Here is a 12,268-nt window from a genome sequence, read left to right as displayed (position 1 = left end):
AAAGCTTTCTCTGTAAGCACGGGGAAGGCAGATGTCGCATTTGGGAAGCGGTTGAGCATTGTCATGTTCAGCCGCTTCCAACGTATCAAACGGGACCCATCCCTATAACATTTTCGCTAAATTTCTGGGTTTTCGATCTTGTACGACTCAAACGCTCCCTGATCATTGATGCGGATGACCACGCCGCTCTTAATCGGATCACCACCTGCGGTCATGTCAAGGGTACCTGTGACTCCCTGAAAGCCTTTTACTGAGGCGAGACTGTCTTTTATCGTAGTCCTTGCCGTCAGCAGGTTGTCACTGATACTGCCAACATTCGCTATCGCGGTTATCAGCAGGCTGGCAGCGTCATAACCCAGCGCCCCGTCTGCAGTCGGATTTTTGCCTGTCTTGGCCTTGAACGCCTCGACAAACTCCAGGCTCTTGCCTTTTGCGCCGACAGCGGCAAAGTGTGAAGTGAAGAAATACCCTTTGCACTGATCGCCGCACTGTTCCATGAGGGTGCTTGTCTCCCAGGCGTCGCCACCAAGAATCGGCTTGTTCCAGCCCGCAGCTGCAGCCTGTTTGACAATCTCAGGGATCTGGTTGTCATACTGCGGAACAAAGAGTACATCTGCGCCGCTTGCCATAATACGTTTCATGTGTGCACTATAGTCCGTTTCATTGGAATGAAAATCTTCGTAGGCGACGATTGATCCCTCACCGTGTTTCGCCAGGAAGGCTGTTTTGAAAAAATCAGCAAGCCCTCGAGGATAGGCATCAGCTATATCAAAGAAGACAGCGGCTTTTTTTGCGTCAAATTCTGTGGTTGCAAAGTTTGCCATGGCCTGCCCCTGAAAAGGGTCCAGGAAGCAGGCACGAAAGACATATGGTCTGTCAAGCGTAGTTGTTGGGTTTGTCGACATCGGCGACAGCATTGGTGTTTTGAAAGATTGGCTAATGCCTCCTGCCGGAATGGCCCTGGAGCTGTCATTGGGACCGATGATCGCAACAACCTTTTCGACGGTAATGAGCTTTATTACATTATCAACAGCTTGTTGCACATTTGACTTGTTGTCGGCGTAAATATACTCAATAACGTATTTTTTCCCTCCTATGGTAACCCCGCCGGCATTATTGATCGTATCTTTTGCCATTTCGGCACCGGCTCTGGTGGCAAGGCCGGAAGATTCACGGCCTCCGGTGAATGCCAGATTCAGTCCGATCTTGATGGTATTTTCTGCCTGGCCAATGCTAGAAAACATGAATGTCAATAAAAGTACCAATCCTGCCTGTGCTGGCGAAATGAGACGTTTTCTCATCGGTTACCTCATAATATGGAGAAAATAAATGGTATTATACCTGCAGTATCTCCCGCCGCCATGATTTGGATCTGTTGGATGTTGCGTGCAGATCAGTACATGTAATGGCAAAAAATATCCTGCATTGTTGACCGCAATAGTCGATAATATGCTTTGAGAAAGAATGGTTAGCACACCATCATGGGGAATACAAGGAGTTTTTTCTTAATGGCGGGATATGGGTCTATTGATCGGACCCCTTTGGTGGAGTGCTGTCATCGACAGCGTTTTGTTGGATACGTTTTCGTAAAAAAAGAGAGCGCATCCAATTTCCGGATGCGCTCACAAGTTGGCTCAGATTAACTTAAGCGCATTGCCTTTTCCGGACAGATCTCCTGGCAGCAGAAACAGGCTATGCAGGTTTCTTCCTCAACCACAGGAAGTGTTTGCTGCATTGAGAGTGCGGAAACCGGGCAATGCTCGATGCAGGCGCCGCATGTCGTGCAGAGTTCAGGGTCGGCTTTGGGGGTAACGTGGCCCTTGGCATGCAGTAATTGCTGAGCGTTCGGGTTGTCGGTAATGGCTTCACCGCCAAGAGGGGGAAGCTTGAAATCGGGGAGAACCCGCATCTCGCCTTCAATTGCGATCATATCGGAAGCGAAATCACCAAGGCCGGTGTCCCTGGCTTTTTGCAGAAAATGTAAACGGGCAGGGTCAACGCCCATCATTCTGGCAACCACCGCATCCATGGCAACCGCATTATCGGCGGCCAGTATCAGACCAATTTCCCGTAATTCTGGCGATGCCGGGCCATTGCCCTCCATACCAATTACACCGTCCATAATAAACATATCCGGAACCCGTAGGCGGAATACTTCCACTATCAGTTCATGAAAACGTCTCGCTGTTCCCGCAATCTGGTGTAACCTCGCCTTCTGTCCGCCGGGAAGGATACCATAGCTGTTTTTGATGGCACCGGTCATCACGGTGAGCCCATGGGTTTTAAATTTGGGCAGGCTGATGAGGATGTCAGCAGCCATTATTTCTTCTGAAACGCCGATTTTCGGCATGAAATCAGGATGAAAATCAAGGTAACGTGTGGTGTCTCCAAGGTTTCTGTAATACCCTTTCGCAGCTGCCATCAGGCCGGTCTGCTCGAAACAGTTCTCATTGTCCCCATAATTGAACAGACCGGGGTTGTCGCCAACAATGAGCTGACGCGGTTGCATCTCTTCAACTTTTTCAATCACTGCCTGTAATAGTGCCGGGTTGGTGACAATATGCTCATCTGGCCTGGAACCGCGGAGCACATTTGGCTTGATAACCACTTTCTTGCCAGCAATTTCCTGGGGGAAAAGTTCAAATGCGTGGTCAACTGCGACGCGGCAGTTTTCATAGGTTGCCGGATGTATCATGACACGGTGCATATTTTCTCCTTTGCGCTGTTAAATTTTCGCTCGCTGATAGGGGGTAGGCCACTCGATGTCATCTCCCAGGTTTCTGGCAGCGTGAAGCGGCCAATAGGGATTCCGCAGCAATTCACGACCCAGCGCGATGAAATCGGCCTGGCCTTTTTTGAGGGTTTCCTCGGCCAGGGAGGGCGATTCCAACATTCCCACCGCCATGACAGGGAGTTGCAGCTGGTTCCTGATGGTCTCGGCAAATGGTACTTGATAACCGGGGGCCGTTTTTACCAAGGCGTCTGCCGCCACACCACCTGAGCTGACGTGAACAAGGTCGATCAAATGCTTGACCGGTTCGAGCAGCCGGCATAAATCTTCCGGGTGATTGCCGCCATCTTTGTAATCTTCAGCGGAAATGCGGAGGAACACAGGCATTCCAGGCGGGATATGGTTTGCTGTTTCTTCGAGAACTTCCCTGAGAAATCGTGACCGGTTTTTCCCGTACGTATCTGTACGTCTATTGGTGAGCGGCGACAAAAACTGATTGATCAAATAGCCATGGGCGCCATGAATCTCGATAAAATCAGCACCTGCAACAACTGCTCGACGAACAGCATCGCCAAATGAATGGACAATATCAGAAATTTCTTCTGGGGAGAGTTCTCGCGGCACCTGGTATTGATCATCAAAGGCGATGGCGCTTGGTGCCACAATAGACTCATGAGTGACAGTCGATTTCCGGCCGGCATGGGCTATCTGAATACCGACTCTGCAACCATGGCTTTTTATCTGTTCTAGCAATCCGGCAAACGGAGCGATGGCATCGTCATTCCACAGTCCAAGATCCCGGTCGGAAATTCGTCCCCGAGGCTCGACAGCTGTTGCCTCGGTAAGGATCATGCCTACCTGGCCGATAGCTCTTGAAACATAGTGAATGCGGTGCCAGTCGTTCGGCAAACCGTCAGTCGCAGCAGAGTACTGGCACATGGGAGCCATCGCCACGCGGTTTTTGAATGTTACACTTTTTAACGTATATGGCGAAAACAAGAGTGTCTTTTTCATGATGACCTTTTGGCAAACAGAGATATGTCAGCAGGGCAATGCGAAAAGGGTTGGCGAAAAGAGAGATCAGTTATTCTCAGATCGCACATTTCATCGAGCCTTTTGAGGTAAGACAACAGCACCATCCGGATCGGCATATAGCCACTCGCCTGGCCTGAAGGTGACACCGGCAAATGTCACCGGCTCCCCGCTGTCGCCTCGTCCCTTCTTGACGCTTTTTCGGGGAATAGTTGCAAGAGCAAGAACTCCCAGCTCCATTTTGCCAATCTCTTCTGCGTCTCGGATGCACCCAAACATCAGTATACCGGCCCAGCCATTGTCAACCGCCTTCTGGGCCAGGATATCACCCAGCATTGCGCAGCGGAGCGATCCACCACCATCAACCACCAGGATGCGTCCCTGACCTGGCTGTCCAAGCTGATCGCTTACCAGGGAGTTATCTTCAAAACATTTCAACGTGGCGATCGGACCGTGGAAGGTCCGGTGCCCGCCATAATGGCGAAACAGCGGTTGACAGACCTGGAGCAGTTCTTCTTATTCGTCATACAGATCAGCGGTCTTCATAATCACCTCGTGCGTATCAATTGTAACTGCCTCTGTACAATCTTTTCAGCCTCAAGGAGGCCATTGGCAGTGAAGTGGGGTGCAGGTAGTAACTTTCGCTTTTTTTCATCATTACGTCAAGGCATGGTCAGATGGGGCGGAGGCAAAAAAACATTTCCTCTGAGAGTTCAATTGACTCCAACTTGCCGCCCTGTGTGGCTGGCGACAAGGCAAAACTGACCCAGGTGCTGAATAACCTTCTGGCCAATGGCTGCAAATTTACAGAAAAGGGTGGGGTGCATTTGCTGGTGGAACTAGCCCATTCCGATGCGGTGAGTGCCAGTGTCACCTTTACCATTTCAGATACCGGGATAGGCATCGAACCCGAGGAAATACAGCATATTTTCCAGCTCTTTCGTCAGGTCGACTCCTCGATGAACAGAAAATTTGGCGGAACTGGTCTCGGGTTGACCATTGCTGAACGGATTGTGCAGCTGATGGGCGGAACTATTCACGTCAACAGCCAGAAAGATAAGGGGACTGTTTGTCGTTTTACGCCGACATTTCCGCTTGCCGTCTTTTTGAGTACAGCAGATTCGAGCTCTGAAACACGGGACAAGCAGTCACACTGGTTGAGGCCTCCGCGAGTGCTTCTTGTTGAGGACATCAAGTTTGATTCTGCCGATGAGGTACGAAAATACCTGAATATGATTCTACAAGAGACGAGAAAGGAGACCGCGCGTTTGAGAAAAAGGAAATAGCGGACTATGTATCCAACACCTTACGCACGATTCGTAGCATTTCTCCAACGTTATACGGCTTATTGATAAATGTCAGTCCATCTCGAAGAACGTTTTCCTGTGTTGCTATGTCTGAGTAACCACTGGCAATAATAACCTTGAGCGAGGGGAAATCCGCCAAAAGCCATTTCATGCATTGTTCGCCACCCATGCCCGGCATAATAATGTCAAGAATGACCAGCTGTATCTGTTCTCGCTGTTCTTCGGCAATGCGAAGCGCCATCTCACCACTTTCGGCACAGATTACAGTATAGCCAAATTGTGTCAGAATCTTTTGCCCAAGCTCCCTGATATACGGTTCATCATCAACCAACAGAAGCGTTTCCACGCCGCCTGGCAAATCCGTTGCCGGATCAATCTTGGCCTGATCCGGCAACAGGTCGATAGCAGGAAGATAAATGATGAAGGCGGTGCCTTTGCCGGGTTCACTATCACAAACAATATGACCCTGATGATTTTTCACGATGCCATATACCATGGCGAGACCGAGGCCTGTACCACGGCCGACTTCCTTGGTGGTGAAAAATGGATTGAAGATGCGCTCCCGTGTCTCCTGATCCATGCCGACACCGGTGTCGGCAACGCGTAAGACAACATAGGGGCCAGGTACCATCTCAGGAAGAATTTTTCCTTCATGGTCTGGAAACGCTATCTCTTCGGTGCTGATGGTCAGCACGCCGCCATCCGGCATGGCATCTCTGGCGTTGACAGCAAGATTCATCAGTACCTGCTCGAGTTGTGCACCATCGCCATTCACCTGGCGCAGGTTGGCATTGAGATGCAACTGAACCTGGATCATCTTGGGAATGGTTCGTTCCAGCAGAACGCGCATGTCGCCGATAATCTGGTTAATGTTCACCGGACAGAGCTTGCTCTCCATCTTGCGGCTGAAGGTGAGCAACTGTCGGGTCAACTCGCCGCCCCGTTGTGCGGCCCGAAGCACCTGATGCAGTTCCCGGGATTCATCCTTGCCGGATTTCAAAAGCAGTAATTCGGTATAGCCCTGAATGCCCTGCAGCAGATTGTTGAAATCATGGGCAACACCACCAGCAAGGGTGCCGATGGCCTCCATTTTCTGGGCGTGCTGCAGTTGCTGCTGGAGCTTGGCATTTTCCGCTTCCGCCATTTTTCTCTGGCTCATTTCTGACTCAAGTGCCCACATATGTTTTTCCATCTCATTGTGGGCCCGGGTAAGTTCGACGTTATTGTTCTGCAGTCGTTCATATGATTCGCCCAGCTCCAGGGTCATCCGATTCAATGCCCTTTCGATGACATCCCACTCGTCTTTTCGACCCATACTGATCACAGTCTGCAGATTTCCTTCACTGACCGAAGCAATACCTTGAAGAATTGCTGCCATCGGCCTGCGGATATGCAAAAGGAGAAACGTATAGATGATGGTGAGGATGACAATGGCAACAAGTGCTGCAAGCAGCACCATTGAGTTGACAGAACTGCTGATACTCTGCCGGATGGCTGTCTGGATGGTCTGGGCGCCATTGGCGCTTTGTTCATCGACGCTTTGCATGACGGCCAGAGTCTGTTCCTGGATACCTTTCAGCTCTGAGAGGCGTGTGTGCAGAGTCACCACTTCTGCGGCAAAGACGATGACGAGCTTTCGATAGGCAACTGTTTCAACGAGTAGTTTTTTGCCATAGGTTGCGACATCTGCTTCTGAGGCGAGAAGGGTTCTGAACCGCAGATGGAGGGTATCAAGTAACTCTGTGATGGGGAATACATCCTGGTTTCCATCCTGTACTGGATCGAGACTGGTGAAGCGCAGGGCGATCTGCAGAACCACGTCGCGATACGAAGGGATGAGGGCACCGAGCTGTTCGAGTGCCATGGAATCCTCACCGGCAAGAACGAGATTAACGATTTTCCCTGCAACACTTTCCTCCAGAGCGTTAAGGGTAGTATGTAAATTTTTGTCTACATTAAGAATGCTTCGCTTCAGCGAATTAATTTTTTTGCATTGTTCAAGAAGCGAAGAGAGTGAAGAGCGAAACTTCAGCAGAACCTTACCTTGTTCCTCATCCATATCTCTGCCGAGAATGGTGAGGGTCATGGTAGCAAGTTCCTTTTCCTTGGTTACCAGAACGACATCCTGGCCATAGAATGAACTTACCACCAGGTTGGTTTCGGTGAGGATACGGGTCAGATCTCGAACCAGCTGACCGTTTTGAATGATTCTGCTCACATCACGTTCGATAATGGTATTGCTCAGTGAATCAACTGTTCGAAATGCCGAGATCATCGTCCAGATAATAGCACTGAAGGCCAGGATGACAAAAAGGCAGAGCACAAAAAGTTTGGTGGTTATACTTGGCCGGAGGGTAAAAATACGAGACATTATTCCTCCGTCTTGAACAGCTCAACTCCGATCAGGGCGCTGGGCTTTGGCTGGATTCCCAGCTCCTTCATCACCGACACATTGATCATTCTTCGACCTTGATCATTACGGGTGACCGGGAGTGATGTCACGGGTGTTCCCTGAATGGCTTTCTTGAGGTATTTTGCAGCTTTCAACCCTTGCTCCTGACCGGAGACCGCTATTGCGGAGAACATGCCGTATTTCATATCATAGATGTTGTCGGAAATAAGCGGTTTGCCAAACGTCTTTGCCACAAGAGGAATAATCTCCTTTTCAGGGCGTGGGGTGCCATCTGCTCCTGTCAATCCCTCCATGGTGGCGACAAAAAGCACATCGGCTTTTTCTCGCAGCCCTGCTGCCATATCCACAGCCTCCTGTACGGTTTTAGGATACAGATAGGCGACCGGATGGGCAGAATAGTTCTCGGCCTCCTTTTGGGCTTGCTCAAGGACAGCCCGGCCGGTTGGACTTTCTTTGGCCATGAAACCGATTGTTTTGACAGCAGGAAGAAGTTCCTGCAGCATCGCAATGGACTCTTTGATATGTCCCCGCTCCAGGATACCGGATACATTTTTAGCGGGATAGCCATACTTCTCTGGTTCGGCGTTGACGCCGCAGAAGATGACCGGTGTGTTAACCTTTTCTTTTAAATAGGGTACCACAAACATTGACTGGGCATTATCATCCGAGGCGATCACGCCATCCGGTTGATATTGTAGGTAGAGTTGATACGCTTCCTGCGCCTTATCCTGACCACCAGCCAGATCTGTTTTGGTGTTCATGTAAAAATATGTGATATCACTGGATCCGCCAAGACCCGCTTCAATGCCTTCCTTAACCTCAAGATCCCAGGGAAAGTCTTCTTCGTAACTCATTATCACAAGGACTTTGAATTTCGGCGTGGTCCGGATCAATTTCACACCTTTGAGAACAAAGGGCTTTGGTTTCACTCCCAACTCTTCCATCACCGTGACATTGAGTACAGGCTGCCCTTTCTTGGTTCCCGTTACCGGGATATCCGACATTGGTGTGCCACGCATGGCTTGCAACAGCTTGTTTGAGGCCTCTTCCCCCTGCTCCTGTCCACTCTTGATGACAGCGCAGAGGGTGCCGTCCTCAACATGATAGAGATTGTTTGAAATGATTGGTTTGCCGAAGATCTTCGCCAAAATGGGTATCACTGTCCTGTCGTTTAAGGGAAATCCTTTTTCGTCAGGTATTCCTTCGAGTGTTTCAAAGAATAGGGCATCAACCGTGTTTCTGAGCTGTGCCATGATTTCTTTTGCCTCCATGAGGGTTTTGGGAAGGTGAAATCTCGCAGATTCGACCGGATAGTTTGCCGATTCTTTCAGAAACTGTTGCAGAGAGGCTTGACCGGCGGGACTCTCCTTCTGCATATAAGCCACTTTCTTGATGGTGGGGATGAGCTGTTGGGCAAAGGCCAGCGATTCACCGATATGGAGCCGTTCGGTTACGCCGGAAACGTTGGAAGCGGGATATCCATAGAGTGAGATATCGGCATTGACACCGCAGAATATGACAGGAGTTACCACTTTGTCCTTCAAATAGGGGACAACAAACATCGACTGGGCATTGTCATCGGCGGCGATTACCCCATCGGGTTGGAACTCTGTATACGCCTTGTAGGCTTCTTTCGCTTTTTCCGGGCCAAGGTCTAAATGGTTTTTGGTATCCATGTAGACATATTTGATCTCCGAAACCACACCCAGAGTGGCTTCGATACCTTCCCTGATTTCCTGTTCCCAGCCATATTCTTCATCATAACTCATAACTACCAGCACTTTGTACGGTGCAGCCAGACACACTCCTGGCAGAAGGAATAACAGGCCAAGGAGAAGCCGGGAAAGAAAGGAAAAATTCAATTTCATGTGCGTCATAAATCCTCCCAAATCTTTACCGGGTTATGCTGCTGCGACGATCAGATATATTGTAATAACAAGTGCTCTAGCTGAAGTATATATTCAGGGCGGAAAGGAAGCAAATGCCGTACACTGATTGGAGGGGTTGCCTGCACCGAGGAGGCGAGAGTTCAGATGATGGAACAGGGCAGGTTGAAAACATCCGGATAGCGGAAACCAGGGACAGCTTGTATGCTATTCGGCGCTGTCCCTTGATTTCCGAGTCGATTACTTTGGATGCTTTTTTTACGTCTTGGACCGTATAGCTGCGAGGGGAAGCTATTTCAGGGCCTTAAATTTATCGTGCCAGGCACATCTCTCACAGTAGGTTTCGGTCTCTTCCTCAACACTGAGTTGATCTTCTTCGCCGCTGCGAGGAATGATTGTGCCTTCTTTCAGGTCGAACTCGAAGATATTGAACTGGTCGTCAGGATCTTTCACATAAAAACTTTCACATCCGCAGTCCGGGCATTTCATGGGTGCCATAGTCTCTCTCCTGATGGGTGATATGAGGGGGTGAGGACCTGCCTCAACCTATCACTATAAGATAATGAAGGAAGCGGTCAAGAGAGCGCGATATTGATGTCAGGCTACGGTCTATGATTCAATCGCAAATGCGCGGAGCAAAGTGACTGTCGGAATCCTCATGTCCCCTGCTTGAATTGGCTGGCTGGTTATGGATAACAAAAACTCGCCCTTTCCAGTGATCCAGGCTTTCTGAAAATAGGATTCTGCAATAAAGAAGGTTTATTATTTTTCCGGCAGGTTCTTCAAGGAGAGCGCGATCCGTTTCCTGGCTTTATCCACCTCCAGCACTCGCACCATCACCTGCTGGCGTGGTTTGACCACCTCTGCCGGATCTTTCACAAATCGATCCGCCAGCTGGCTGATATGGATAAGGCCATCTTGGTGCACCCCGATATCGGCGAAAGCCCCGAAGGTGGTAACGTTGGTGATAATGGCGGGAAGGCGCATGCCGGGCACCAGGTCGTCTATGGTGTTGATGCCTTCGGCAAAGCTGAAGACTGAGAAGGATTGCCGGGGATCGCGTCCCGGGCGGGCCAGTTCGGCCATGATATCTATTAAGGTCGGCAGACCGGCGGAACCGTCCACATAGTCCTGCAGCCGGATGCTCTTTCGAAGTTCCTCTGACCGCATAAGTTCTTCGACGGAGACGGCCAGGTCTTTGGCCATGCGGGTGACGATACTATACCGCTCAGGATGTACTGCGCTGTGATCAAGCGGATTGGAACTGGCCGCAACTCGCAAAAATCCGGCGCACTGTTCAAAAGCCTTGGGGCCGAGCCTCTCAACCTTCAGCAGTTCACGACGGGTTTTGAATTGCCCGTGCTGCTGTCGGTAGGCAATGATATTGGCTGCAAGGGTAGGTCCGACACCCGAGACATAGGTGAGGAGTTCGAGGCTGGCGCTGTTCAATTCAACACCAACACTGTTTACGCATGACTCCACGACATCGTCGAGGCCGCGCTTTAAGGCTGCCTGGTTGACGTCGTGTTGGTATTGGCCGACGCCGATGGCCTTCGGGTCGATTTTCACCAGTTCAGCCAGCGGGTCCTGAAGTCGCCTGCCGATGGAGATGGCGCCACGGACTGTGAGATCGAGTTCAGGAAACTCTTTGCGTGCTGTTTCTGAAGCGGAATAGACTGAGGCACCGTCTTCGTTGACCATGGTGATGAGGATGGCCGGCGAGAGTCCGAGTGCGCGGATAAAGCTTTCCGTCTCGCGTCCGGCTGTGCCGCTGCCGATGCCGATAGCTTCAATCTGGTACTCGCGTACCAGTCGTTGTACCGTTTCCGCAGCTCGAGCCAATTGCTGTTCTGACTGGGTGGGGTATATGGTGGTGGAATGCAAAAGGTTGCCCTGAGCGTCCAGGCAGACCAGCTTGGCACCGGTGCGAAAGCCGGGGTCAAGGGCCATCACCCTTTTTTGGCCCAAGGGCGGAGCCAATAACAGTTCCCGGAGGTTATTGCAGAACACCTCAATGGCTTCACGATCGGCCGCTTCCTTGAGTTCCTTTTTCAGCTCGTTTTCTAAAGAGGGTGCCAACAGCCGGTGGTAGCCGTCTTCAATGGCGAGACGTACCTGTTCAGCGTTACCCGTTTTTCGTGTGATATGAAATCGGTAGAGGATTTCCAGAGCTCTGGCTGGCTCGGGACGAAAAGAGAGGGTAAGATATTTTTCGCTTTCACCTCGCAACATAGCCAGCAATCGATGACCGGCAACTTTTTTGACAGATTCCTGCCAGTCAAAATAATCGCGGTATTTCTGGGCTTCGTCACGTTTCTTTTCCACGACACTTGCGCCGATCATCGTCTCCCGGCGAAAGAGTTCTCGCAAAGCTTCCCGACTCTTTGGATGTTCACTTACCTGCTCTGCGATGATGTCGCGGGCTCCGTCCAGGGCGTCGTTATCATTGATATCTGTACCGAGACTGCGAAGAAAATCGTGAAGGGAAAATGGGGTCGCCGGACGGTTATACATCGCGTCAGCCAGGGGTTCCAGCCCGGCCTCTTTGGCGATGGCAGCGCGGGTGCGGCGTTTTGGGCGGTAGGGAAGGTAGATGTCTTCCAGTGTAGCCAGGGTTGTTGCCTGTTCTACGGCGATTTTGAGTTCTGGGGTCAGTTGCTCAGTCTTCTGGAGTGAGCTGAGAATTGCTTCTCTCCGTTTAGCGATCTCCTGTTGGTTCGTATATTCATCGCGGATAGCGGCGATCTGTACCTCATCAAGAGAGCCGGTGGCCTCTTTCCGATACCGGGCGATAAAAGGGATAGTGCATCCTTCCTCAATAAGGGACACAACACCCTCAACCCCTTTTGCCTCAAGCTGTAAAGCTTTGGAGATCGTCTGAACGAATTGCATTGGCGTG

At 50.7% G+C, this 12,268-nt stretch carries 9 protein-coding genes; 1 reads left to right on the top strand and 8 read right to left on the bottom strand.

Translation table 11 applies throughout. The features are described from left to right. Nucleotides 1-116: 116 nt before the first annotated feature. The 4 genes from BUF15_RS15150 to rraA form a co-directional block, all read right to left on the bottom strand. Nucleotides 117-1,301 (bottom strand): ABC transporter substrate-binding protein, encoded by a 1,185-nt coding sequence (locus tag BUF15_RS15150; protein WP_073614497.1) that lies wholly within the window; start codon nucleotides 1,299-1,301, stop codon nucleotides 117-119. A 338-nt stretch (nucleotides 1,302-1,639) separates the two neighbouring features. Then, nucleotides 1,640-2,707, bottom strand: a complete 1,068-nt coding sequence (locus BUF15_RS15145; protein ID WP_073614494.1) for a DUF362 domain-containing protein — start codon at nucleotides 2,705-2,707, stop codon at nucleotides 1,640-1,642. An 18-nt stretch (nucleotides 2,708-2,725) separates the two neighbouring features. After that, on the bottom strand, nucleotides 2,726-3,745 hold the full coding sequence (locus tag BUF15_RS15140; protein WP_073614492.1) for an NADH:flavin oxidoreductase/NADH oxidase: 1,020 nt from the start codon (nucleotides 3,743-3,745) through the stop codon (nucleotides 2,726-2,728). Between the two features lie 90 nt (nucleotides 3,746-3,835). Next, nucleotides 3,836-4,273 (bottom strand): ribonuclease E activity regulator RraA, encoded by a 438-nt coding sequence (rraA, locus tag BUF15_RS15135; protein WP_143170731.1) that lies wholly within the window; start codon nucleotides 4,271-4,273, stop codon nucleotides 3,836-3,838. A 167-nt stretch (nucleotides 4,274-4,440) separates the two neighbouring features. Here rraA and BUF15_RS15130 point away from each other — a divergent pair, with 167 nt between their 5' ends. Further along, nucleotides 4,441-5,049, top strand: coding sequence for an ATP-binding protein (locus BUF15_RS15130; RefSeq protein WP_073614490.1), 609 nt, complete (start codon nucleotides 4,441-4,443; stop codon nucleotides 5,047-5,049). 4 nt (nucleotides 5,050-5,053) lie between these two features. Here BUF15_RS15130 and BUF15_RS15125 read toward each other — a convergent pair whose 3' ends face one another. The 4 genes from BUF15_RS15125 to BUF15_RS15110 form a co-directional block, all read right to left on the bottom strand. After that, entirely contained in the window at nucleotides 5,054-7,441 is a 2,388-nt protein-coding gene (locus BUF15_RS15125) for an ATP-binding protein (RefSeq protein WP_073614488.1), read from the bottom strand. Beyond that, on the bottom strand, nucleotides 7,441-9,360 hold the full coding sequence (locus BUF15_RS15120; protein ID WP_084554029.1) for an ABC transporter substrate-binding protein: 1,920 nt from the start codon (nucleotides 9,358-9,360) through the stop codon (nucleotides 7,441-7,443). The genes BUF15_RS15125 and BUF15_RS15120 overlap by 1 nt, the downstream gene beginning before the upstream one ends. Before the next feature lie 300 nt (nucleotides 9,361-9,660). Continuing rightward, nucleotides 9,661-9,867, bottom strand: coding sequence for a hypothetical protein (locus BUF15_RS15115; RefSeq protein ID WP_084554027.1), 207 nt, complete (start codon nucleotides 9,865-9,867; stop codon nucleotides 9,661-9,663). A gap of 264 nt (nucleotides 9,868-10,131) precedes the next feature. Next, a complete protein-coding gene (locus tag BUF15_RS15110) occupies nucleotides 10,132-12,261 on the bottom strand; it encodes a Tex family protein (protein WP_073614484.1) in 2,130 nt (709 codons plus the stop codon). Nucleotides 12,262-12,268: the final 7 nt, after the last annotated feature.

Source organism: Desulfopila aestuarii DSM 18488, assembly GCF_900143695.1.
GTDB lineage: Bacteria > Desulfobacterota > Desulfobulbia > Desulfobulbales > Desulfocapsaceae > Desulfopila > Desulfopila aestuarii.
Note: the sequence above shows the minus strand (reverse complement) of the source record. Positions and strands in the feature narration are given on the sequence as shown.

What these genes read in the sequence shown, in the direction of transcription:
- BUF15_RS15150 (WP_073614497.1), bottom strand. Translation starts at nt 1,301, where the DNA reads ATGAGAAAACGTCTCATTTCGCCAGCACAGGCAGGATTGGTACTTTTA.
- BUF15_RS15110 (WP_073614484.1), bottom strand. Translation starts at nt 12,261, where the DNA reads ATGCAATTCGTTCAGACGATCTCCAAAGCTTTACAGCTTGAGGCAAAA.
- BUF15_RS15115 (WP_084554027.1), bottom strand. Translation starts at nt 9,867, where the DNA reads ATGGCACCCATGAAATGCCCGGACTGCGGATGTGAAAGTTTTTATGTG.
- BUF15_RS15130 (WP_073614490.1), top strand. Translation starts at nt 4,441, where the DNA reads ATGGGGCGGAGGCAAAAAAACATTTCCTCTGAGAGTTCAATTGACTCC.
- BUF15_RS15125 (WP_073614488.1), bottom strand. Translation starts at nt 7,441, where the DNA reads ATGTCTCGTATTTTTACCCTCCGGCCAAGTATAACCACCAAACTTTTT.
- BUF15_RS15140 (WP_073614492.1), bottom strand. Translation starts at nt 3,745, where the DNA reads ATGAAAAAGACACTCTTGTTTTCGCCATATACGTTAAAAAGTGTAACA.
- BUF15_RS15120 (WP_084554029.1), bottom strand. Translation starts at nt 9,360, where the DNA reads ATGACGCACATGAAATTGAATTTTTCCTTTCTTTCCCGGCTTCTCCTT.
- BUF15_RS15145 (WP_073614494.1), bottom strand. Translation starts at nt 2,707, where the DNA reads ATGCACCGTGTCATGATACATCCGGCAACCTATGAAAACTGCCGCGTC.